Origin of the sequence: Acinetobacter sp. UC24323, assembly GCF_024151445.1 — a bacterium.
Taxonomy (GTDB): domain Bacteria; phylum Pseudomonadota; class Gammaproteobacteria; order Pseudomonadales; family Moraxellaceae; genus Acinetobacter; species Acinetobacter baumannii.
Genome location: NZ_JAHIBY010000009.1, coordinates 101,473 through 125,858, shown reverse-complemented (window position 1 = coordinate 125,858; position 24,386 = coordinate 101,473). Strand labels below are relative to the sequence as shown.

The 24,386-nt window shown below is 39.9% G+C and carries 20 protein-coding genes and 1 pseudogene; 14 read left to right on the top strand and 7 right to left on the bottom strand.

Annotation, left to right across the window (positions count from 1 at the left end; translation table 11 throughout):
* Positions 1 to 14: 14 nt before the first annotated feature.
* The gene (locus tag KNQ97_RS13595) at positions 15 to 215 is read left to right on the top strand and encodes a heavy-metal-associated domain-containing protein (protein WP_001985155.1); all 201 of its coding nucleotides are present in this window, start codon (positions 15 to 17) and stop codon (positions 213 to 215) included.
* 49 nt (positions 216 to 264) lie between these two features.
* Here the strand turns inward: KNQ97_RS13595 and KNQ97_RS13590 are convergent, their stop codons facing one another.
* On the bottom strand, positions 265 to 1,224 hold the full coding sequence (locus KNQ97_RS13590; protein ID WP_000423280.1) for a LysR family transcriptional regulator: 960 nt from the start codon (positions 1,222 to 1,224) through the stop codon (positions 265 to 267).
* 287 nt (positions 1,225 to 1,511) lie between these two features.
* Here KNQ97_RS13590 and benA point away from each other — a divergent pair, with 287 nt between their 5' ends.
* The 7 genes and pseudogenes from benA to KNQ97_RS13555 all read left to right on the top strand — a co-directional run bounded on the left by benA (position 1,512) and on the right by KNQ97_RS13555 (position 9,666).
* Positions 1,512 to 2,894 carry a benzoate 1,2-dioxygenase large subunit gene (gene benA, locus KNQ97_RS13585; RefSeq protein WP_022574724.1) on the top strand — a complete coding sequence of 461 codons (1,383 nt, stop codon included), beginning with the start codon at positions 1,512 to 1,514 and terminating at the stop codon, positions 2,892 to 2,894.
* Positions 2,891 to 3,410, top strand: a pseudogene (gene benB / locus KNQ97_RS13580) (benzoate 1,2-dioxygenase small subunit). The gene benA and the pseudogene benB overlap by 4 nt, the downstream one beginning before the upstream one ends.
* A 52-nt stretch (positions 3,411 to 3,462) precedes the next feature.
* Positions 3,463 to 4,479 carry a benzoate 1,2-dioxygenase electron transfer component BenC gene (gene benC, locus KNQ97_RS13575; protein ID WP_253612356.1) on the top strand — a complete coding sequence of 339 codons (1,017 nt, stop codon included), beginning with the start codon at positions 3,463 to 3,465 and terminating at the stop codon, positions 4,477 to 4,479.
* 18 nt (positions 4,480 to 4,497) lie between these two features.
* On the top strand, positions 4,498 to 5,283 hold the full coding sequence (locus KNQ97_RS13570) for a 1,6-dihydroxycyclohexa-2,4-diene-1-carboxylate dehydrogenase (RefSeq protein ID WP_047480261.1): 786 nt from the start codon (positions 4,498 to 4,500) through the stop codon (positions 5,281 to 5,283).
* 57 nt (positions 5,284 to 5,340) lie between these two features.
* The gene (gene benE / locus KNQ97_RS13565) at positions 5,341 to 6,534 is read left to right on the top strand and encodes a benzoate/H(+) symporter BenE (RefSeq protein ID WP_000212307.1); all 1,194 of its coding nucleotides are present in this window, start codon (positions 5,341 to 5,343) and stop codon (positions 6,532 to 6,534) included.
* 466 nt (positions 6,535 to 7,000) lie between these two features.
* Complete coding sequence (locus tag KNQ97_RS13560) at positions 7,001 to 8,359, top strand: aromatic acid/H+ symport family MFS transporter (protein ID WP_253612355.1); 1,359 nt, start codon at positions 7,001 to 7,003, stop codon at positions 8,357 to 8,359.
* Between the two features lie 44 nt (positions 8,360 to 8,403).
* Positions 8,404 to 9,666, top strand: coding sequence for an OprD family outer membrane porin (locus KNQ97_RS13555; RefSeq protein ID WP_253612354.1), 1,263 nt, complete (start codon positions 8,404 to 8,406; stop codon positions 9,664 to 9,666).
* 100 nt (positions 9,667 to 9,766) lie between these two features.
* Here the strand turns inward: KNQ97_RS13555 and KNQ97_RS13550 are convergent, their stop codons facing one another.
* A complete protein-coding gene (locus KNQ97_RS13550) occupies positions 9,767 to 10,873 on the bottom strand; it encodes a beta-ketoacyl-ACP synthase III (RefSeq protein WP_253612353.1) in 1,107 nt (368 codons plus the stop codon).
* 94 nt (positions 10,874 to 10,967) lie between these two features.
* Entirely contained in the window at positions 10,968 to 14,825 is a 3,858-nt protein-coding gene (hrpA, locus tag KNQ97_RS13545) for an ATP-dependent RNA helicase HrpA (RefSeq protein ID WP_253612352.1), read from the bottom strand.
* A gap of 352 nt (positions 14,826 to 15,177) precedes the next feature.
* Here hrpA and ahpC point away from each other — a divergent pair, with 352 nt between their 5' ends.
* Positions 15,178 to 15,741: an alkyl hydroperoxide reductase subunit C gene (gene ahpC / locus KNQ97_RS13540; RefSeq protein WP_000052794.1), complete on the top strand. Its 564-nt coding sequence runs from the start codon at positions 15,178 to 15,180 to the stop codon at positions 15,739 to 15,741.
* Positions 15,742 to 15,933: 192 nt separating this feature from the next.
* Positions 15,934 to 16,149 carry a KTSC domain-containing protein gene (locus tag KNQ97_RS13535; RefSeq protein ID WP_000024050.1) on the top strand — a complete coding sequence of 72 codons (216 nt, stop codon included), beginning with the start codon at positions 15,934 to 15,936 and terminating at the stop codon, positions 16,147 to 16,149.
* A 64-nt stretch (positions 16,150 to 16,213) separates the two neighbouring features.
* Here KNQ97_RS13535 and KNQ97_RS13530 read toward each other — a convergent pair whose 3' ends face one another.
* Together KNQ97_RS13530 and KNQ97_RS13525 are read right to left on the bottom strand one after the other, a co-directional pair.
* Complete coding sequence (locus tag KNQ97_RS13530; RefSeq protein ID WP_001133993.1) at positions 16,214 to 16,801, bottom strand: O-methyltransferase; 588 nt, start codon at positions 16,799 to 16,801, stop codon at positions 16,214 to 16,216.
* A gap of 36 nt (positions 16,802 to 16,837) precedes the next feature.
* Positions 16,838 to 17,056, bottom strand: a complete 219-nt coding sequence (locus tag KNQ97_RS13525; RefSeq protein WP_000058246.1) for a DUF1653 domain-containing protein — start codon at positions 17,054 to 17,056, stop codon at positions 16,838 to 16,840.
* Positions 17,057 to 17,317: 261 nt separating this feature from the next.
* Here KNQ97_RS13525 and ahpF point away from each other — a divergent pair, with 261 nt between their 5' ends.
* Entirely contained in the window at positions 17,318 to 18,883 is a 1,566-nt protein-coding gene (gene ahpF / locus KNQ97_RS13520) for an alkyl hydroperoxide reductase subunit F (RefSeq protein WP_004841445.1), read from the top strand.
* Between the two features lie 173 nt (positions 18,884 to 19,056).
* A complete protein-coding gene (locus KNQ97_RS13515) occupies positions 19,057 to 19,401 on the top strand; it encodes a hypothetical protein (RefSeq protein ID WP_001037895.1) in 345 nt (114 codons plus the stop codon).
* A 63-nt stretch (positions 19,402 to 19,464) separates the two neighbouring features.
* Here the strand turns inward: KNQ97_RS13515 and KNQ97_RS13510 are convergent, their stop codons facing one another.
* On the bottom strand, positions 19,465 to 20,076 hold the full coding sequence (locus KNQ97_RS13510) for a glutathione binding-like protein (RefSeq protein WP_000781338.1): 612 nt from the start codon (positions 20,074 to 20,076) through the stop codon (positions 19,465 to 19,467).
* 207 nt (positions 20,077 to 20,283) lie between these two features.
* The gene (locus KNQ97_RS13505; protein WP_253612351.1) at positions 20,284 to 22,722 is read right to left on the bottom strand and encodes an ExeM/NucH family extracellular endonuclease; all 2,439 of its coding nucleotides are present in this window, start codon (positions 22,720 to 22,722) and stop codon (positions 20,284 to 20,286) included.
* 145 nt (positions 22,723 to 22,867) lie between these two features.
* Here KNQ97_RS13505 and trmB point away from each other — a divergent pair, with 145 nt between their 5' ends.
* Positions 22,868 to 23,584, top strand: coding sequence for a tRNA (guanosine(46)-N7)-methyltransferase TrmB (gene trmB / locus KNQ97_RS13500; RefSeq protein WP_000020860.1), 717 nt, complete (start codon positions 22,868 to 22,870; stop codon positions 23,582 to 23,584).
* A 171-nt stretch (positions 23,585 to 23,755) separates the two neighbouring features.
* Positions 23,756 to 24,382: a glutathione S-transferase family protein gene (locus tag KNQ97_RS13495; RefSeq protein WP_000912920.1), complete on the top strand. Its 627-nt coding sequence runs from the start codon at positions 23,756 to 23,758 to the stop codon at positions 24,380 to 24,382.
* The last annotated feature ends 4 nt before the right edge of the window (positions 24,383 to 24,386 follow it).

The window sequence follows — 24,386 nt, the reverse complement described above, 5'->3', positions numbered from 1 at the left end:
ATTCTTGATGGAGTATGAACATGAAACTACTTATTGAAAATATGACTTGTGGTGGCTGCGCTCGTGGCGTGACTGCGACGATTCAGGACGTCGATCCAAATGCAAAAGTAGATGTAGACTTAGCGACCAAAATCGTGACTGTTGAAAGCAGTGAAAGCGTCGATAAAATTACCGAAGCACTTGAAGAAGATGGTTTCCCAGCGAAAGTGCAATAAGATATAAAACCGCATAGCTTCAGCTTTTGAGGCTATGCATTCTCTTTATTTAAAAATCGATACCGTTTGAATCATCTATCGGGTTCTGATCGAGTGTAAAAACAGTCCGTTGATAAGGTATCCCTTCTAAGTCATAAACCTGATAAATACAATCGAACAATGATTGTAAGTCTTCACTTCTGTCCATTGCCCGTGCAGTAATAAAAATTGGACTGACCGCGCCGTTATCTAAAATCGGAATATAGTTTAAGTGGGGAAATCGAATGGTATCGGCACTTGCCGGAATAATACAGATCCCTTCTCCCGCTGCGACTAAGCCCAAAGCCAATTGAATTTCTCGTATCTCATGCATATTTTTGGGAACCAAACTATGTTCGGCAAAAATATTCAAAAGCTGGGTTGAAAAGTTCGGTTTTGGCGAGGTGGGATACATAAACATCTTTTCATCAATGAGGTCGGCCAGATATACCCCTTCTGTGCGCTGAGCAATTGGATGGCTGGTATGCGCGGCAACGACCAAACGCTCTTTACGTAGCAGAATGCGTCTCACCGCGGGATCACTAATTCTTAAACGCCCAAAACCGACATCAATACGGCCTTCTTTTAATGCCTGTAACTGTTCGGTTGTACTTAATTCCATGAGCTGAATATTCAGATGCGGCTGCTGCTGGCGAAATAAATAAATGATTCGAGGCAATAAACCATAGAGTAAAGACCCGACAAAACCAATGGTCATACTTCTTTCGATGAGACCAATACGCTTGGTCATGCTTTTTATTTCTTCAGCATTCGACAAAAGTTTAACAGCGTGCTGATAAAAGAAATGCCCTGCTGGTGTGGTTTGTAAAGGACGGCTTCCTCGCTCAAACAGTTGAATGCCAAGCTCGCTTTCCAAATTTTGGATTTGCCGGCTCAAAGGAGGTTGAGCAATAAATAGTTTTTCGGCTGCCTTGGTGAAGCTCTGTTCTTCTACAACAGCCACAAAATACCGTAAATGTCTTAGTTCCATCAGGTTTCCATACCTTTAAGATATATTAAAATGCAAATTCAGTCTTAGACACAGTTTAACCATTCTTTTAAGGTATATACAAGCAATAACCCGATGAAGTTATAGATCACTTGTATAGCACCGATTGAAATCATACTGGCCAACATTCGATCTATCTATCTTTATCCATTCGCGGTTAAACACCCGACGCGTTTATGCGCTTCATTGACATATTAGGATATCAAGACCTTTTAAATCGTAGCGAAGGTCTTGATGACTTCCACCCTTTGGAAAGTCGGAGAACGGACATGCCACGTATTCCTGTAATCAATACCAGCCATCTTGACCGTATTGATGAATTACTTGTAGACAATATCGATACAGGTGAATTTAAACTTCACCGCTCAGTTTTTACTGATGAAGCCTTATTTGACCTCGAAATGAAATATATCTTCGAAGGTAACTGGGTTTACTTGGCACACGAAAGCCAAATTCCAAATAATAATGACTACTATACGACTTATATTGGTCGTCAGCCGATTATCATTGCCCGTAACCGTAACGGCGAACTTAATGCCATGATCAATGCGTGTTCACACCGCGGAGCACAACTTTGCCGTTACAAGCGTGGTAACAAAGCAACGTATACTTGCCCTTTCCACGGCTGGACTTTTAATAACTCAGGTAAATTGCTTAAGGTTAAAGATCCAAGTGAAGCAGGCTATTCTGACTGCTTTAACCAAGACGGCTCACACGACCTTAAAAAAGTAGCTCGTTTTGAGAGCTACAAAGGTTTCTTATTTGGTAGCTTAAATCCCGATGTTCCTTCACTTGAAGAATTCTTGGGTGAAACCACCAAAATCATCGACATGATTGTTGATCAGTCTGAACATGGTCTGGAAGTTTTGCGTGGTTCATCTACTTATACCTACGAAGGCAACTGGAAACTCACTGCTGAAAATGGTGCCGATGGTTACCACGTTTCTGCTGTGCACTGGAACTACGCAGCAACGACTCAACACCGTAAAGAAACTCAAGCTGCCGATAACATCCGTGCAATGAGTGCAGGTTCTTGGGGTAAACAAGGCGGTGGCTCTTATGGCTTTGAAAATGGCCACATGCTGCTATGGACACAATGGGCAAACCCAGAAGACCGCCCAAACTTTCCTAAAGCAGATGAATATACCGAAAAATACGGTGAAGCGATGTCGAAATGGATGATTGAGCGTTCACGTAACTTGTGCCTTTATCCAAACGTTTATTTGATGGATCAATTCGGTTCGCAAATTCGTGTACTTCGCCCACTTTCAGTCAATCGAACCGAAGTCACCATTTACTGTATCGCGCCTAAAGGTGAAGCACCTGAAGCTCGCGCACGCCGTATCCGTCAATATGAAGATTTCTTTAATGCCTCAGGTATGGCAACACCAGACGATTTAGAAGAATTCCGTGCTTGTCAGGCAGGCTACGCCGGTATTGCACTTGAATGGAATGACATGTGCCGCGGTTCAAAACACTGGATTTATGGACCGGATGATGCAGCAAACGAAATCGGTTTAAAACCGATGTTAAGTGGGATTAAAACTGAAGATGAAGGCCTGTATCTGGCCCAGCATCAATATTGGTTAAAAACCATGAAACACGCGATTGCATCAGAGAAAGAAATTGCTGATCAAGGAGAAACAGCATGAGTGCTCAAGACAAAGCAACTTTAGAAAATATTGCTCAGTTTCTCTATCGTGAAGCGCGCTTTTTAGATGATGAACAATGGGATGACTGGCTTGAATGCTATGCGCCGGAAGCTTCTTTCTGGATGCCAGCTTGGGACGACGACGATAGATTAACTGAAGATCCGCAATCTGAAATTTCACTTATTTATTATCCAGACCGTCAAGGTTTAGAAGATCGAGTGTTCCGTATTAAAACCGAGCGCTCATCTGCAACCATGCCGGACACACGTACAAGCCACAATATTGCCAACGTTGAAGTTCTCGATCGCGACGGCGACAAAGTTACTGTTCGCTTTAACTGGAATACCTTGAGTTTCCGTTACAAGACAAATTACAGCTATTTCGGTATGTCACGTTATGTGATCGATTTTTCAAGTGATCAACCAAAAATCTTGAGCAAGTATGTCGTTTTGAAAAATGACTACATCAATCAAGTCATTGATATCTACCACCTTTAAGACATACCCCCTCAGTTAAACGGACTGTTGTCTGAGGGTAAAAGTTTCAAATATTTTGTAGGATGCATGCCATGTCAAACCACAATGTTGCTCTTCAATTTGAAGATGGTGTTACACGTTTCATTAGCGTAGCTCAAGGCGAAACCCTATCTGACGCAGCCTATCGCCAAAAAATTAATATTCCTTTGGATTGCCGTGATGGTGCATGTGGAACTTGCCGCGCATTTTGCGAATCCGGTAGTTATGACATGCCAGAAGAAACTTATATTGAAGATGCATTAACCCCTGAAGAAGCTGAACAAGGCTATATTCTTGCTTGCCAATGTCGCCCAACTTCAGATGCCGTATTTCAGATTCAAGCATCTTCAGATGTTTGCAAAACAGAAATTCATAGCTTCCAAGGTACTTTAGCCCGTGTTGAAAACTTATCAGACTCAACCATCACATTTGATATTCAACTTGATGAAGGCCAACCGGATATTCATTTCCTTGCAGGTCAGTATGTGAATGTGGCAATTCCTGAAACTGGCGAAACACGTTCTTATTCATTTAGCTCAAAACCGGGTAATCGTTTAACTGGTTTTGTGGTCCGCAACGTACCGAATGGCAAAATGAGTGAATTCTTAAGCAAGAATGCCAAAACTGGCGACAAAATGACTTTTACCGGTCCATTCGGTAGCTTCTATTTACGTAATGTAGCTCGTCCAGTGTTGATGCTTGCAGGCGGTACTGGCATTGCCCCATTTATGTCGATGTTACAAGTGCTTGAAGAAAAAGGTTCTGAACAGCCTGTTCGCTTGGTTTTTGGTGTCACCAATGACTTTGATTTGGTTGCTCTAGAAAAACTCAATGAGTTGCAGGCGAAATTCCCATGGTTTGAATACCGCACTGTAGTTGCAAGCCCTGAGAGCAATCATGAACGCAAAGGCTATGTTACTGGTCATATTGAAAGTGAATGGTTAAACGGTGGCGACGTTGATGTTTACCTATGTGGTCCAGTGCCAATGGTAGAAGCTGTACGTGGTTGGTTAGAAACTGAAAATATCAAACCAGCTAATTTCTTGTTTGAAAAATTCTCTGCGAATTAACAGGTGGAGAAATTATCTATGTCAAACCGTCAAAGATTTACCGATAAAGTTGTGATTATTACGGGTAGTGCCCAAGGTATTGGCCGCGGAGTGGCAATGCAAGTTGCAGCTGAAGGTGGACAAGTCGTCATGGCTGACCGCTCTGAATATGTTGAAGAGGTTCTCACAGAAATTCAGCGTGCAGGTGGTGAAGCTGTCACGATTAATGCTGACCTAGAAACCTATGCAGGCGCGCAAGCTGTTGTTGCAAAAGCTATTGAACACTATGGTCGGGTCGATGTCCTGATTAATAATGTAGGTGGCGCGATCTGGATGAAACCTTTTGAAGAGTTTTCCGAAGAAGAAATCATCAAAGAAGTGAATCGCTCATTGTTTCCAACTTTATGGTGCTGCCGCGCTGTGTTGCCTGCCATGATTAAGCAACAAGCGGGTGTTATTGTAAATGTTTCTTCAATTGCCACCCGTGGTATTAATCGTATTCCCTACTCCGCATCTAAAGGTGGGGTAAATGCCCTAACAGCATCTCTTGCTTTTGAACATGCTAAAGACGGGATTCGAGTCAATGCTGTTGCGACTGGTGGAACCGAAGCGCCACCTCGCAAAGTACCACGCAATGCCAACCCGTTAAGTCAAAATGAAAAAGACTGGATGCAACAAGTAGTTGATCAAACAAAAGATCGAACATTTATGGGCCGTTATGGCACAATTCAAGAACAAGTCAATGCAATTTTATTTCTTGCATCAGACGAAGCATCGTATATGACGGGATCGGTCATTCCGGTCGGAGGTGGAGATCAGGGTTAACCCTGATCTTTTTATATATTTGGATAAATAACATGATTTGCATGGAGGCAATCAGACATGGCAACCCTGTTCAAGACATTAAAAAATGACTGGTCCATATCAGCAACAGTTGCGGGCTTTCTTGCAGTTTTAATTTCTTACTCAGGCCCACTGATTATTTTTTTCCAAGCTGCTCAGCGTGCTCATGTGTCCACAGATATGATGGTGTCATGGATTTGGGGAATTTCAATCGGCGCTGCCGTTTCAGGTATTTATCTTTCGATTAAATATAAAACTCCTGTGATTACCGCGTGGTCTGCACCAGGCACTGCCCTGTTAGTTACCCTATTTCCAAACATCTCATTAAATGAAGCAGTAGCCGCCTATATTACTTCTGCCATCGTTATTTTCTTAATTGGCATTACAGGTTACTTCGACAAATTACTGAAGTGGATTCCGCAAGACGTTGCTGCAGGCATGATGGCAGGTATTCTTTTTCAGTTTGGTATTAGCCTATTTACCGCATCTGATAGCATGCCTTTGATTGTCTTTAGTATGCTCATTGTCTTTTTAATTGCCAAACGTTTAATGCCTCGCTACACCATGATTTGGGTGTTAGCTGCCGGAGTTTTATTAAGCCTCATTTTAGGCAAAATGAATCCGGTTGATGTGAGTTTTAATTTAGCAATCCCCCAGTGGATTAGCCCGGAATGGACTTGGAACTCAACACTGAATCTCGCTGTTCCTCTTATTTTAGTCAGTCTAACCGGCCAATTTTTACCGGGTATGGCGATTATGAAACTTAGCGGTTATGACACGCCAGCCAAACCCATTATTACGGCCACCAGTATTGCCTCGTTAGCCGTTGCCTGTGTCGGTGGTATTACCATTGTGCTTGCCTCAATTACCGCGGCTTTATGTATGGGTAAAGATGCACATGAACTTAAAGAAAAACGATATATTGCAGGAATCGCCAACGGAATTTTTTATATTTTAGGAGGCTTATTTGCTGGCAGTATTGTCATGCTATTTAGCTTACTTCCTAAAGAGTTGGTGGCAGCACTAGCAGGTTTAGCCTTGCTTGGTGCAATTGCCACCAATATTTCTGTTGCCATGAAAAATGATGGTCAACGTGATGCTGCACTTATTACCTTTTTAGCTAGCGCATCAGGTATGCATTTTCTTGGATTAAGCTCAGTTTTCTGGGGTATTTGTATTGGTGTAATCGCCCATTTCATTCTTACCCCACGCTCAACTCCAGCCACAAATTAAATTTTTATCTAAGTGCCCACCACTAAAATAAAGCTTCAAACGCCAAATCAGGATGCAAATAATTCGCTATCCCTGTTTTGGCATTTTTTATTTAATATAAATTCAATTTCATTTTTAAGACGAGTTTCTAAAATAATAGACTTTATATGTTTTATTTATTTCCACTTTAATTCCTAATATAAATTTAGCTATATTTCTAGCTGTGATTCTCAGCAATAAAATCTATAAAAAGATATCTATAAAATCCTTAAAATTCTCACAATACAATATTCAACCCTATTTTAAACATAACAAAATCAACAACTAAAATTATTAAAATAAATTATAATTTTCAATACCTTAACCCAATAAAAAGACAATACCTTAAAGACATAAAGATATATCAATTAGGTTTTTGACTCTATTCCAATAACAAAATAGTTTATTAAAAAATAACGCGATGCTTCACAAATTGGAGGTGAAGAAAATGGATACAAGCAAGGTTAATATTAATGATTTAATTGATAAAGCCCGTTTTACATCTTTTCATTGGAAAGTTTTAATCTGGTGCTTACTTATTATTATTTTTGATGGATATGATTTAGTTATTTATGGGGTTGCTCTTCCTCTATTAATGCAGCAATGGTCGTTAACTGCGGTAGAAGCAGGCCTGCTCGCCAGTGCTGCACTATTCGGGATGATGTTTGGTGCCATGATTTTCGGCACACTTTCAGACAAACTTGGACGTAAAAAAACCATCCTGATTTGTGTCACCTTATTTAGCGGATTTACCTTTATAGGTGCCTTTGCCAAAGGACCAACTGAGTTTGCTATTTTGCGCTTTATTGCAGGTCTTGGGATTGGTGGCGTTATGCCAAACGTTGTAGCGCTTATGACCGAATATGCACCTAAAAAAATCCGCAGTACATTGGTCGCAATTATGTTTAGTGGCTATGCAATTGGTGGCATGACATCTGCGCTACTCGGTGCATGGCTCGTAAAAGATATGGGCTGGCAAATCATGTTTTTAATTGCTGGTATTCCCTTGTTACTGCTCCCGCTCATTTGGAAATTTTTACCAGAGTCTCTCGCCTTTTTAGTGAAATCTAATCATAGCGAACAGGCAAAAAATATAGTGAGTAAAATTGCGCCTCAAACTCAAGTCAATGCCAATACTCAACTGGTGTTAAATGAAAGTACAACAACAGATGCACCTGTCCGTGCGCTTTTCCAACAAGGCCGTACCTTCAGCACGTTTATGTTCTGGATTGCTTTCTTTATGTGCTTACTCATGGTGTATGCCTTAGGAAGCTGGTTGCCTAAACTCATGCTGCAAGCGGGCTATTCGTTAGGTGCGAGCATGTTGTTCCTCTTTGCACTTAATATTGGCGGCATGGTCGGTGCAATTGGTGGCGGTGCTTTAGCAGACAGATTTCATTTAAAACCTGTCATTACCATTATGTTTATTGTGGGATCAGCAGCTTTAATTCTGCTTGGCATTAATAGTCCACAACTTATTTTATATAGCCTGATTGCGATTGCCGGTGCTGCCACAATTGGTTCACAAATCTTACTCTACACTTTTGTTGCGCAGTTCTATCCGACAGCACTTCGTTCAACTGGCATGGGCTGGGCATCGGGAATTGGCCGTATTGGCGCGATTATTGGACCAGTTTTAACAGGTGCTTTACTTTCATTTGAACTTCCTCACCAAATGAATTTCTTGGCGATTGCTATTCCGGGTGTGATTGCTGCACTTGCAATATTTATGGTCAATTTAAAAGCCTCTGTTGCTGCACAAACACCATCAACGTTTAACCCTCAAAACACGCTTACCCAGCAGTAAACACAAATGCGCCGAGGAGTAGCGCATCTTTTTGGAAATGGATTATGGAATTTTTACACCGTTTTAAACCATGTAATTTAGCAATAGCCACATTATTCGGTTTATTAACTAGCTCAAGTTTATGGGCAGCAGACACCACTCAACAAAGCGAAGATGAATGGAAATTCACGCTAAAGAATGCCTATATCAACCGTAATTTTGACAATGATGCACTCAAAGATACGGGTAGCTGGTCTCAGGCAGCCTTATTATTTTATAAATCGAAAATGCATGACACCCCTCTGCAAATTGCAGACAAGCCAATTACGATTGGTGCCGATGCTTCTGTTCAATACGCCGTGCGCTTGAGTTCAGACAAACATGTTGCGGACACGGTCTTACCTTTTAATAAGGAAACGCAATCTCAAGCATCTGACTTTTTAAAATACGGCGCAACTTTAAAACTAGGCTACGACAAAACCCTTTTAAGTGTCGGTGAACTCTGGTTAGACTTACCAGTAACGGCTGTGGATGCCAGCCGACAATTGCTTGCCTCTTATTGGGGAACCAATCTTAAGTCGCAAATTTCAGATCAGCTTTATGCAGAAATTGGTCGAGTTGAAAAAGTGTCGCCACGAAATGAAGAGGACTTTAAAAAGTTTTCATTCACGGCAAATGGAATGACCAAAGAATCCGATGGCCTGAACTACATTGACCTACGTTATCAATTTACGCCGTCACTCAAGGGTGAATATTACTTTGGTAACTTAGAAGACCTCTACAATAAACACTATGTAGGGCTTGAGCATAATTGGAAACAACCTAATTTTGCCCTCACCTCTAAGTTTAAATACTTCAATGCAAAAGATGATGGCAATACTTTTGATATTGATGCGCAAAACATCGGGGTGCTAGAAACACTTAAAGTAAAAAATCATACCTTTGGTTTGGGGTACCAGCAAATTATTGGTGAGTCGGCTTATCCATTACCGGATGGTTTTTTACCAGAAACCTATTTCATTAACTGGAATGCTACAGGTTTCTTTAAAGAAGATGAGAAGTCTTATCATGTGATGTATGGCTATGACTTTAAAGATTACGTTCCGGGCTTAAATGCAATGGTGAAATATGTTTACGGTCATGACTTTAAAGCAGCCAATGGGGAGAAAAACCACGAAACCGAGTCGAATGTGATTTTAAACTATGCGTTTCAACAGCCTTTCTTGAAAGGCTTTGCCCTGCAATATATTCGAATTGATTACAACGTAAAACATGGCAATGACTTTGGTGAAGATCGCTTGTTTGTAAACTACACTAAAAAGTTTTAATCATTTTTGATTCAACTAAAGCGGGCTAATTTTGGCTCGCTTTATTATTTTTGTGCCATAAAAAAACGCTCTTACGAGCGTTTTTAATTAATCTAGTAACTTAAGCAACATGCTTTTGTACAACAATCGAACCTACTGAATAGCCAGCGCCAAAAGATGAAATCACGCCATATTCGCCATCATCCACTTCGTGGCCTGTACGGTGTAAAGCAATAATTACACCTGCTGAAGAGGTATTGGCAAACTCATCTAGAATAATTGGTGCACGGCTTAGATCTGCATCTTTACCTGCCACATATTTCAAGATTAATTCATTCATGTTGGCATTGGCTTGGTGTAACCAGAAACGCTTAATATCGTTTGCAGTTAACTGCATTTTTTCCAACTGCGCATTAATGATTTTTGCCACCAACGGACAAACATCTTTAAATACTTTGCGGCCATCTTGACGGAATAACTTGTCATCAACCACTGCATCTTCGCTACGGTTTAAGAAACCGAAGTTATTGCGAATGTTGTTTGAAAATTGGGTAAATAAATAAATATCTAAAATTTCAAAACCAGTTTTAGTAGTGGTTTCTTCAATAATAGAAGCGGTCGCCACATCTCCAAAAATGAAGTGACAATCACGGTTACGGTAGTCTAGGTGACCAGATGTAATCTCAACGTTCACTAATAAAACACGGCGAGCACCTGAACGAATTGCATCTGCCGCTTGTTTCAAACCAAAAGTGGCAGCTGAACATGCCACGTTCATGTCGTAAGCATAACCTTGAATACCAAGTGCTGACTGGATTTCAATTGCCACAGCCGGATAAGCACGCTGCATGTTTGAACAAGCCAAAATCACAACATCAATATCTTCAGCAGTTACACCTGCATTTTCCATTGCCTGTTTTGCAGCAATAACGCCCCACTCTGCTTGAATTGAAAGTTCATCATTTGAACGTTCAGACAAACGCGGACGTAAACGTGTTGGATCAAGAATACCTGATTTCTCAATCACGTAACGACGCTTAATACCAGAAGCTTTTTCAATAAATTCAGCACTTGAACCACGTAATTCTTCTAGTTCGCCTGCTGCAATTTTCTCTGCATTCTCTTGGTTATATTGTTCCACATAAGCATTTAAACTGTCGGCCAGTTCTTCATTAGAAATGATTTCTGTTGGGTGAAATAGCCCAGTACCTGTGATACGAATGCCCATGTAAAACTCCTAAAAAAATGAATAGGGTCTGTTAATCTTTCATTTATAAATTGCGTTGCCAGCTAAAAACAACATAAACAGACCCCGATCTATTTTAACTGATTCCCAAACGATCCCATAACTTTTGTAGTCGAGTTGGCGAAATAGGCATCTTGGTTTTCATCGGCTGAGAAAATAAAGAAATACGTAATTCTTCCAGCATCAAATACAATTCTTTGATTCTTGGATCATTTTTGAACTTAAATACCTTGTCCATCCATGGATCGACATCGTCAATAGCAGCATGATCTCGCTGTAGATTATTTGGCAATCGATCTAAACGCAATAGCAGCGCTTTTAAATAACGTGGATATTCCTGCCAAAGATCAACTGGCTGGCAATAGACAAAATTGCCGAGTGACATTAAATCTAGCTGATCTTCAATATCATCGATACTGCGTCCAAATACGTCCGGATCAAGTACTAAAAGTTGACGACGGATTTGTTGCCACTGAATATAAATATCACTTAATTGCTCAAGTGCTTGCTGCCCATAGCTCAAAAATTGTTTTTTAACTTGTTCAAGCAATTGATTAAATTCACCAGCATTGATTGGCAAAGTCGTAATTGCCATTTGTAAAGTCGCGTATACCAGCATTTGCTCAAGTTTAGCTTTATCACCTAAAGGTGAATAAGCCAACGCAAGCGGTTTCGAAATCTGCTTTTTCAACTGACGAACCAAATCACCAAGTTGCATATGGACCAGACGAATAATACCTTCGCGATGTTGTTTAATCGCCTCTGCCTGATCGTTAAATGTTTGTATAACCACGCCGGACTCATCTTTCGCCTCGAGTTCGGCAAAATTTTTAGTTGGCACTAAAGCTTGATATTGTTTAACAACAACACCTGTCACCTTCTGTGAAGCTTCAAAGGTAAAGTTTTCAGGGAAAGTTTTAAATTCACCTTTTTGCTGTTTCACCGGACGATGCGTTTCTACGCGACAACGAGCCTTCAACTCAGCCAAGTCACGACCTTTAGCGATCAATTTACCTTTTTCATCAATTACCTTAATAAAAGGCACCAAATACGGATCTATTCGTTCAAATGAAAAATCTTTTTCCGTAATCTGCTCACCACGTAAAGTAAACGCCAGATAGCTAAAAATATGTTGTCGCAAATGTACAGCATCAATACCTTGCATGAGCTTACGCGCCGTATCTGGAATCGGTACGAGGTTACGACGTTTATCCTTTGGTAAGGCTTTCAATAAGGCTTCAATGAGATCTAAACGCCAGCCTGGAATCCCCCACGACCAAATATTTTCATCTACCTGTGGCAATGCCTGTACCGGAATTTGGACCGTTGCGCCATCTTCATCATGACTTGGGTCAAAACGATAAGTAGTTGCCAAGCGTAACTGACCATTATGTAAATGATCAGGGAATTGCTGCGTGGTCGGACGGTCATTGAGCCAAAGCGCATCATCTTCCACGTATAAATAACGTGGATTTTTTGCTTCTACAGTTGCACGCCAGTCTTCAAAACTACGACGACTCGCAATTTCTTCAGGAATTTTCGACGCATAGAACTGATAAATCGTTTCTTCATCGACCACCAAATCGCGGCGACGTAATTTATCTTCAACTCGCTCTACTTCTTCAAGTTTAAGCAAGTTGTGTTTTAAAAATGGTGGAACTGTCCCCAGATTTCCTGTGGTTAATGCATCACGTAAGAAAATCTCATGTGCAGCAGGTTGGTCAACTTTCTCAAAATTAACCAAACGCTTCGGTTCAATAATTAAACCAAACAATGAAATTTGTGCATAAGCATTTACAATACCGGCTTTTTTAGACCAATGCGGTTCGAAATAGTGATATTTCAATAAGTCGCGTGCAGCAAGCAAAATCCATTCAGGATCAATTTTTGCTAATGTACGTAAATAGACTTGAGAGGTTTCCACCATCTCAAAAGCCATCACCCACGCAGTATTGGTTTTGTGCAATGTGCTGGCCGGAAAAACTTTTGCCTTTTGCTGACGTACTGCCATAAAGGTATTACGTTCATCAGTTTTATTGGCAATAAAAGACAATAAACCTGTTAGTAACGCACGGTGCAAATTTTCATAATTTGCAGGCTTTTCATTAAAACTAAGTTTTAAACCTTCGGCCAGCTCAACTAGCTGCTGGTGTGTCTGTTTCCATTCACGTAACCGTAACCAGCTTAAGAAATGCTGCTTAGCAAATTGACGACGCTTGTTTTCCGACATTCCTGCTTCACCTTTAGGATTTAAAGTATCCCAAAGTTTTAAATAAAACAGAAAATCTGAATCTGCCTCTTTGAATAATGCGTGCTTTTGATCAGCTTGCATCTGTTTATCTGCTGGACGTTCACGCGGGTCTTGAACTGCAAGTGCACTGACCACCACCAAAATTTCTTTGAGTACACCAAAATGAGCCCCACCCACAATCATACGTGCGAGTCTTGGATCAATTGGCATACGTGCCATCATTTGCCCGACTTTAGTCAGCTCATTTTTCTTCTCGTTCAGCGCGCCTAACTCAATGAGTAGCTTACGACCATCATTGACTAGACGGAAATCTGGCGGCTCAATGAAATCAAAGTTTTCCAGCTCACCTAAACCTAAGCTCTGCATTTGCAGAATAACCGATGCCAAGTTGGTTCGCTTAATTTCAGGTTCGGTAAACTCAGGACGACTTAAAAAGTCTTCTTCGCTATATAAACGAATACAAACACCTGGAGCAACACGACCACAACGCCCTTTACGTTGATTTGCTGCAGCTTGTGAAATTGCCTCAATCGGTAAGCGCTGCACGCGTGAACGGTAGTTATAACGAGATATACGTGCAAAGCCGCTATCAATCACGTAGCGAATATTAGGAACAGTCAGTGCAGTTTCTGCAACGTTCGTCGCAATAATAATACGGCGGCCCTTTCCACTTGGGCTAAAAATCTTTTGTTGCTCAGAAACGGCTAAGCGTGCATACAAAGGTAAAATCTCGGTATGTCTCGGCCCGTACTTTTGTAAGGTTTCCTGCAATTCTCGAATTTCTTGCTCTGTACTTGAGAAAATCAAGATATCTGCATGTTCTGGATGGCCTTTTTCTTCGGCATCAGCAAAGCATTCCTCTACAGCTTGTACGACTGCACGCGGCAGGTTTTCTTCAAAGTCATCGAACTCGTCGTCATCACTACCACCAATATTCATTTCTGAAATTGGGCGATAACGCACTTCAACCGGATAACTACGCCCTTCTACTTCAAAAATTGGTGCATTATTAAAATAGTTACTAAAACGATTTACATCTAAAGTTGCCGAAGTCACGATAACTTTTAAATCTGGGCGTTTTGGCAGTAACTGCTTTAAATAGCCCATAATAAAATCGATATTGAGTGAGCGCTCATGCGCCTCATCAATAATAATGGTGTCATATTTAGACAAGAAGCGGTCATTGCCTAACTCGGCAAGCAAAATACCGTCTGTCATTAACCGGACAATCGAATCTTGCGAACCTTGTTCATTAAAACGGATTTTAAAACCAATCGATTCGCCGAGCTTTTCGCCGACTTCTTCTGCAATACGCTGCGACACACTACGTGCAGCTAAACGACGTGGCTGGGTATGACCAATCATACCAGTCAAGCCACGCCCTGCTAACATTGCAATTTGAGGGAGCTGAGTAGTTTTCCCTGAACCTGTTTCACCCGCCACAATAATGACCTGATGCTTTTGAATCGCTTCTATTAAACGGTCAGCATATTGGGTTACAGGAAGATCCTGATTTAATTTGATTTTTGGTAAGCGTTCAAAACGCTGTCTAACTTTTGCATTAGACTGTTCAAATAATTTTTCAATCTCTGCAGTATTGGCTTTTTTATCTTTACGTAAACGATTTAAACGGTAACGATCTCTCGCCATCACCCATTGATCTATATTTAAACCATTCAGCACAGATAAATTTTCCTGAAAATTCAACAATCCTCTATTTTACGCCTTAATGACCATAAGGTAAAACAATTGGTTTTTTATATATTTTTAATTTTTTTACATTTCACCCTTGAATTTTTAGTAGGTAAGCTTCATGTTGTTAGGCAAGTTTCTTTTACTATAACTGTCATTTGATTTACATGTTTTTGCAGTCAAATCGAATACAGTATTTGGGGACTTAAAAATCGAAAATTTCATACTTATTCAATTTTCCGATTTTAGTCATGTAAAAATACTATTTCCCCAATAAAGAATTTTTATTTATTCTACATCTCGTAAACAAGTTTAAATATAAACCTCAATCATGGAGACAATGATGAGCTTGATTAATACTGAAGTTAAACCTTTCCAAGCAACTGCTTACCACAACGGCCAATTCATCGAAGTGAACGAAACTAACCTTAAAGGTAAGTGGTCTGTTGTATTCTTCTATCCTGCTGACTTCACTTTCGTATGTCCTACTGAGCTTGAAGACTTAGCTGATAACTACGCTGAATTCCAAAAATTAGGCGTGGAAATCTACGGTGTTTCTACTGACACTCACTTCACTCACAAAGCTTGGCACGACACTTCAGACGCGATCAAGAAAATCCAATACCCATTAATCGGCGATCCAACTTGGACTCTTTCTAAAAACTTTGACGTTTTAATCGAGTCTGAAGGTTTAGCTGACCGTGGTACTTTCGTTATCGATCCAGAAGGTAAAATCCAAATCGTTGAAATCAACGCTGGCGGTATCGGTCGTGACGCATCTGAACTTCTTCGTAAAGTAAAAGCTGCTCAATACGTACACTCTCACCCAGGTGAAGTTTGCCCAGCTAAATGGAAAGAAGGTGAAGCAACTCTTGCTCCATCTATCGACCTAGTTGGTAAAATCTAATCTCTCTTAGATTTTAAAAACCTAAAGAACCATCCTTTATCGGATGGTTCTTTTGTTTTGAATAAGCACATCACATTTTCTACTGATACTTTTACAATTCTGCCCTTCCCCGTTACCTAAACATTGAGTAATGTCAAATAAACAACTGGTTAATTTTTGAGTACGTTTGATATGAAATAAAGGGGTGCATTTATGGCGAATACAGCGGTCGTCACTTCATGGAAATACAATGCGACATCGCGTCATTTAAAAATCTTTTATAGCGATGGCTCAGGAGATCTTTATCATCCTGTTCCTGAGTTTGTTTATGACAACTTATTACGTTCAACCGATAAAGCCGCCTTTGTACACAAATACTTAGAATTTAATTTGCACTTTACTCGACTCTCTTTGGTGATTGCCTCATAAAATTATAAAAAAGGCCTGTTCAAAACAGGCCCCCACTGGAATATGAAAAATTATTTCAGCATAACTATTTTGTGACCACTAAACACAAACCTGCGCCGACAGGCAAAATGCTGCTCATATAATCCGGATCTTTTTTAATTAAAGCTATAAATCGATTTACTTCTGCCGCATGAGATATCACATTATCGACAACTAAAACCCCACCTTTAGGCTTCATTAGACGTTTTAAATCTGGCCAATAATTTTCATATGCATCACGTTCAGCATCTAACAAAATAAAATCAAATTTTTCCTGAGCTGCTTTTAAGTAATCGGCTGCATCTCCTACCCAAAATTGAACAATTTCACTGAGCTCTAACTCAGCTACATGACGTTTTGCCTCTGCACTTCGCTTTGCATCAATTTCAACTGTAATGACTTGCCCACCAGTCGCTTGGGCAGCTTCGGCAAGCCACAAAGTTGAATAGCCTGTTGAAGTGCCAATTTCCAAAATAGACTTGGCTTGCTGCATACGAATAAGCTGGGAAATTAGCTGAGCAGATTCTACTTCTATATTACGATATCGTTGTAAACGATCGGATTGCTGTGAGTCATGCTGTTTAAAGGTGTCATATAAATCAGCAACTCTTTGTAAGAAAATAGTATTTGGCATCTATTTTACTCCTTCTTTATATGACAGCCATTTTATTTAAGTACTTTGTATTAATTTAAAACGCGGTACGACGCTACCATCACTCATTTGCACGGTTTCAGTAAACATATCAAGTGGTCGAACCCAAGTTGAATAATCACCATATAAACATTGATAAACGACCAATTCCTCTTCAGTTTCACTGTGTTTTGCTACAGAAAAAACTTGATAGAGATTACCTTTATAATGCTGATAAATGCCGCGTTGCAATGACATGAAAGTACCTTTTAATGTTATGACATAAAATCTTTACAGCCATATAACATATATAAATTTTCAAACACTTTCACTTTAAAATACTGCAAAACTAAAAATGAAATTAAGATGCACTTTTGCACTTTCTTAACTTACGCGTTGTTGCAAACCAACATTCAAAAAAACGATTAAATTCATAAAAACATACTGTTTTACCTATTCATTGTTTTAACGTACTATGCATCTATTGAAAGAATTTGGATGCATTGGAGTAAAAAACAGATGTTAGATCAAAACATTAAAACTCAATTAAAAGCTTACCTAGAACGTTTAGAAAGTCCAATCGAATTAGTTGCTGCTTTAGATGAATCAGATAAAGCTGCTCAAATTAAAGAATTAGTAACTGAAATCGCTGAGCTTTCTGAGAAGGTAACAGCCCGTTTTGACGGTAACAATACACGTCGTCCAAGCTTTGGTGTGGCCAAAGCAGGTGAACAGCCTCGTGTGTTCTTCGCAGGCTTACCAATGGGCCATGAGTTTACGTCTTTGATCTTGGCTCTGTTACAAGTGTCTGGCTATGCACCTAAAGTGTCGGATGAAGTTTTAAATCAGATTAAAGGCTTAAACCTCAAAGCTAACTTTGATGTGTTTGTATCGCTAAGCTGTCATAACTGTCCGGACGTGGTACAGGCGCTTAACTTGATTGCCATTTATAACCCGAACACCACGGCAACCATGATTGATGGTGCATTCTTCCAAGACGAAGTGGAACAACGCAAAATCATGGCTGTACCGATGGTATTCCAGGACAATGAACACATTGGTCAAGGTCGTATGACGCTTGAAGAGATTGTGGCAAAACTTGATACCAACTCTGCTGAAAAAGACGCAGCAGCACTCAATGCCAAAGATGCGTTTGATGTATTGGTGATTGGTGGTGGACCTGCGGGTGCAACAGCTGCAATCTATGCGGCACGTAAAGGCATTAACACAGGTATCGTGGCTGAACGCTTTGGTGGTCAGGTCATGGATACCATGGACATTGAAAACTTCACTTCTGTGCAAAAGACCCAAGGTCCTAAGTTTGCTGCCGAGATGGAAGCACATGTTCGTGAATACGATGTGGATATTATGAACCTGCAACGTGTCAGCAAAATCACTGGTGCAGACCAAACAGCAAACGGTTTGGTTGAAGTTGAACTTGAAAACGGTGCAAAACTTGAATCGAAAACTGTGATCCTTTCTACAGGGGCACGTTGGAGAGAGATGAATGTACCGGGTGAAGCTGAATACCGTACCCGTGGTGTAGCGTACTGTCCACACTGTGATGGTCCATTGTTCAAAGGCAAACGTGTTGCCGTGATTGGTGGTGGTAACTCAGGTGTTGAAGCGGCGATTGACCTTGCAGGTATTGTTGAGCATGTAACTTTAGTTGAGTTTGACACTAAACTTCGTGCTGACCAAGTCTTGCAAAACAAGTTAAACAGCTTGCCAAACACCACTGTGATTATGAATGCATTAAGCACAGAAGTATTGGGTGACGGTTCACAAGTAACCGGTCTTAAATATAAAGACCGTGCAACTGATGAAGAGCATGTGGTAGAGCTTGCAGGGATCTTTGTACAGATTGGTTTACTTCCAAACACTGACTTCTTAAAAGACAGTGAGGTTGAGTTAACCAACCGTGGCGAGATCATTGTCAATGACCGCAACGAAACCAATGTAAAAGGTGTATTTGCTGCAGGTGACTGTACGACTGTACCTTACAAGCAGATCATTATTGCTACCGGTGAAGGCGCTAAAGCATCACTCTCTGCGTTTGATTACATCATTCGTTCTGGGCAGTAAAATCGGTCAAATCACTATCATTTAGTTCAAGCCTAGCATTACAAAATGCTAGGCTTTTTTAATACGAGAGTTACAACTTTTTAACAATTTTTGATCTTTATTAATCAGTTACTTTATGTTTATATTTTAGACATCCATAATTTTGGATGCCATGAATTAGAAGGAAAAACACAATGAATAAATTACTTGTTGCTTTAGGTCTTGCTGCGACTGTTGCCCTTGTTGGTTGTAATAAAGATAAAGCTCCAGAAACTGGTGCTACTACAGGTGAACACTTAGAAAATGCTGCTCAACAAGCAACAGCAGATATCAAATCTGCTGGTGATCAAGCTGCGAGCGATATTGCAACTGCAACAGACAACGCTTCAGCTAAAATTGATGCTGCTGCTGACCACGCTGCTGATGCGACTGCTAAAGCTGCAGCTGAAACAGAAGCTACTGCACGTAAAGCGACTGCTGATACAGCTCAAGCTGTTGAAAATGCAGCTGCTGATGTGAAAAAAGATGCTCAACACTAATTCGCTTTAGCATTAAAAAAGCCCCTATTGCTTAGGGGCTTTTTTAATGCTTTTGAAAATTGCTTATGAAATTAAACCTTCATCACGCATTGCAATTTGTACTGACTGACGTTCTGCAACTTTATTACGTAAGGCAATAATATGTTTATATGGCGTTAAATCATGCTCAATTGAGTTTGACCAATTTGTTAAAACAAATAAATACGCATCTGCTGGACCAAAATTATCATTTACCAAATAGTCATAATCCGACTCAGCCAAATAATTATCGATATATTTTAAAAGACGGTCGATTTCAGCATAAGCTTTTGTTTTTTCATCATTTGTTAACGGCGCCCCAAAAAATACCGCGTATGCATCATGCAATTCAGAATTTAAATAGCCCAACCATTCCAATACTTTCGCACGGCCTAAGCCCGAAGGAGGAATCAAATCTTGTTTAGGGTCGTGCTGAGCAAGGAAAGGTAAAATCGCTACGTTTTCAGTTAAAATTAAACCCGGATTAATTTCTAAAGCTGGTACATATCCCTTTGGGTTAATTTCATAATAATCTGCACCTTTTTCTGTTTTATGTGTTTTTAAATTTACTCGTTCTAAATCAAAATCAACATTAATTTCATTTAAAATAATATGTGCAGCTAAAGAACATGCGCCTGGCGAATAATATAATTTCATATCTGATCCTTGTTATCTCACATTAACGTTTTAAATTGGTTCTAAAAAACCTGCAAGGTTTGTACAATTCCTTAATTGTAAAAAAGCGTAAATTTATAAATTACTTACACTACCTAATATTCTTGAAAAAGTTTTTCCTTGCAAGTTGTCTTGCGTGACGATTGTTTAAAATATGATAAAACACATTCACATCACGCATTTTTATCGTCAACTACGTTTAAAAAGCTGGCTAATCCATTCCATTAATTGAGATAAGAAATCGAAAATTGGACTTTTCTGGTTATCATTTGGCTGATTCGAGTCTTTGCCATTTAAATCTAGATCGACAATCACAGGATCATGGTCTGAAGAACGATAGGCATCTTCACCATAGAACAAAGCTTTTTGCTCATCAGTTTTATATTCTTCGTTGTAATCTAGAACCGTCGGCTCGTCAGCATTAATATGCCAAGCAAAAGTACGAACTACTTTTGGATATAAATCTGCATCAGCAATAGCATGGTCTAAGTTACCCGCTCCACCATTACCATTTGCATCACTTGCCACACCAAAAACATAACTGTACGCCTGAGCGCCTTGCCCAACTTTAGCGTCATTGAGTAAGACTTTATAATTGGCTTTTTCAAATGCCAAAATCGGTGCCTCTTTTGTATAACTATTCATGTCTCCAACGAGTAAAGCATTTTGCTTAGGCACTTGCGTCGGATTTTTTGCTAGCCACTGCACAATTTGATCAACTGCTTTTACACGGGTTGGATTCCAGCATCCCTGACCATCATTTTGATCTGCATCAGAAGAGTTGGCATCTACTCCACTACATCCTTTTGATTTCAAATGGTTTGGAATAACAGTAAATGTTTTATTACCACGAACAGCTTGGAAAGTTTGAGCTAAGGTCGTTCTGTTTTTATCCCCTAAATCAAGCACAACAGCTTTATTTAAAGGCTTCACACGCTTGCTGTTATAAATAATCGCTACAGCAATAACATCGCTACCTAAACGATCCAGATTTTCAGGAATAACATATTTCCAGTCTGGACCTAGTGCACTCGTTAAATGAGCAATCGCGCTGTTTGTGCCATAACCATTGTTGGCAATTTCCATTAAACCGTAAACGTCAGCATCAATCGCTTTTAATGCACTCACAATTTTACGGTGCTGTTTATCAAACTCTGCTTGTGTGTTTGCACCACGCTCTGTTGGGAAACCCGTTGCACCATTGTCATAGTTCAAGACGTTAAATGAAGCTATACGAATATGATTGGCATTTTTCGCAATAATATTTTGACGAGGGTTGGTTTGAGTAATAACTTCTGGTTGCGTACGTCCAAGCACTGGTTGTACGCGCCAACCGTTAAAACGATATTCTAAAATCCCTTCGACATTTTTAAGCTGGTAGCCTGAACGCAATGTATTGGCAGCACTAAAATTTGTAGGTAACCATGGTGTACGGTTTTGGTTGTTATAACCATCATCAAAAATAATTTTAGATAATAAATTTTTCTGAGCTAGAGCTTTAGCTTCAGGAGATAGCGCTGGATATAAATTGGTTGGAATATATAAGCGACCTAAACTTAAAGATAGTTCACCATAACGACCATAATTATAATTCTCACTCACCGTTAAAGTCTGAGGCAATTTCACCAACATGCCTTGATAACGCTGCGGAGAATGGGTTGAACCGCCTGTTAAGCTCGAAAATGGTAGTTCAAGGCTAATTGGCTGAACCTGATTTGCCATATTGCTATTACAGGTTTGAATATCTTGTTGTAATTGGTCAATCTGTAGCTGATTTTGATAGCTGGTTAAACGGCCACGTAAAATAACCTCATCACCAATTTGTCCACCTTTCACCGTACTACTATTCGGAATATAAACAAAAATGGCATTGCTCACATTTGCACGTGCTTTCGTATCAGGTGTTTGAACATAAAAACCTGAGAAACCATTTGCATAACGATAGTCGGCAGTAATTACTCCACGCACGGTATAAGTCTGGTTTTGTGCTGATGTTGCTAAATCGGCAATTGGTGTATCTGAGCTTAAACAGCTGACCGTTTCAATAGGAGGTTGAGTAGTAGTACCTGATAGATTTGTAAAATCATTTCGGTTTGCCCATGCTGTCCATGAATGGTCCAAATCAAATGCCGCTGTCGGATCAATACTCAAAGCTGGATTTTCAGTTTCAATACGTTTAAAGCTATTTCCCAAGCTTGAAACGGCAGTTCCCCATCCTGCCTCAGGTCGTTCCCCAATACGGCCAAAACGATCTACAGGTGTGCCTTTATAAACAAGCACAACTGCATCATCCCCATTAAAAGACAATGCAGCCACTTGATTTACTTTATTGCCAAGTTCTGTCTGTAACTCTGAACGCCCCACCAAAAATTTTTGTTTACTTGCAAGTGTACCTTGTAAACGGAAGGTAGCTGTTTTCGCAGTTCCACCATTATTAAATTGTTGAATTTCATAATCAGCCAAGTTAACGGTAGTACCATCCGGGTTATAAATTTCCAACCCTTTTTTATTACTGCTACCATCAACATACTGGCTAAACATGAGCTGTGCCTGAGCAACAGAACTATATGAAAATGCACCTAATGCACTTAAAAAAACCGAAAGTGTTTTTAATTGAAAAGTTTTCATGAGTAAAAATGTTCATGTGAGTTTTAATTAGCCTCTTAGCTTAAATATTGATCATGACATCTACATGAAGAAAAACACCGAAACATTTGACTTGACCACCTGAAGACTTAAAATACCGCATTTGAATTTCAATATTGCCAAGGTTATGTCGATCGATCAGTTAGAAACGCAAATTGCAGAATTGGACAATTTGCCTGAACACCGTGAAATTGTGACGTTTATGCGTCGTTCAGCCCCACTCAATACGTCTCAACGCACGGCTTTAGAACAACATCGCGATTTAATTTTGGAATATCCTGTGGGTGACTTACGTCAACACTTTGAGCATCCGGAGCGCCCTTTAACTGTTGAAATTGGTTTCGGTATGGGCCGTTCTTTAGTGCTTATGGCTAAAGCGAACCCTGAACGCAACTATGTGGGTATTGAAGTCCATGTACCGGGCATTGCTCAATGTGTCTATGAAGCAGGTATGGCAGAGCTTAAAAATTTACGTGTACTCGATGCTGACGCAATTCAAGTACTACGTGAAATGCCTGACAACAGTATCAACTGCGTACAACTTTACTTCCCGGACCCTTGGCAAAAGAAACGTCATTTCAAACGCCGCTTCGTTATTCATGAACGTATGCAATTGGTTGAACAAAAACTTGAGCTTGGTGGCACATTCCACGCTGCAACAGACTGGGAACCGTATGCTGAGTGGATGTTAGATGTTTTAGACAACCGTCCAAACCTTGAAAACTTGGCGGGTAAAGGCAATAGCTATCCTAGACCAGAATGGCGCCCAGTAACTAAGTTTGAACGCCGTGGCATTGAGTCAGGTCATAAGATTAATGACTTTATCTTTAAGAAGATTAAGTAAGAAACAGGGCTTAGTAACAAACTAGGCCCTTTTCATTTCAATATTAAAAATTAAATAAACCTATAACTTATCTTGTCCATTTTTCTGACTAATTAAAGATTGCCAATTGAACTCAATCTCGTTATTTATAGAAAAGGTACTTGCCATACTAAAAAATACTAAGGACAACACATGTTAAAAATCTTAGGGCGTGATAATTCTATTAATGTTCGCAAAGTCTTATGGCTATGTGACGAATTAAATCTTACATATGAGAGAGAAGATTGGGGTATAGGCTTCCGCTCCGCTCAATCTCCTGAATTTTTGGAATTAAATCCAAATGGACAAATTCCAGTGATTTTAGATGGCGACTTAGTCCTTTGGCAGTCGAATAGCATTATACGTTATCTAGCAAATGCTTATGATAAAAATCATATACTCTACCCAACTCAAGCTAAACAAAGAGCTATTATTGACCAGTGGGTTGATTGGCAAGCTATAGAACTGAATAACAGTTGGACTTATGCATTTATGTCGCTCATTCGACATTCAGCCCTTCATCAGGACCCGAATTTGTTACAACAAGGTATTGATCAGTGGAATAAACAAATGCAGATTCTCGATCAACAACTTGCAAAAACTCAAGCCTATGTTGCAGGTACTGAGTTTACCCTAGCTGATATACCAATTGGGCTGTCTGTACAACGCTGGAAAGCAACTCCTTTTGACCATCCAGCGCTTAAACATGTCGACCAATATTTTGAACGTTTAAATCAGCGTAAAGGCTTTTTAAAATGGGGCAATAACGGTCAACCTTAACCTC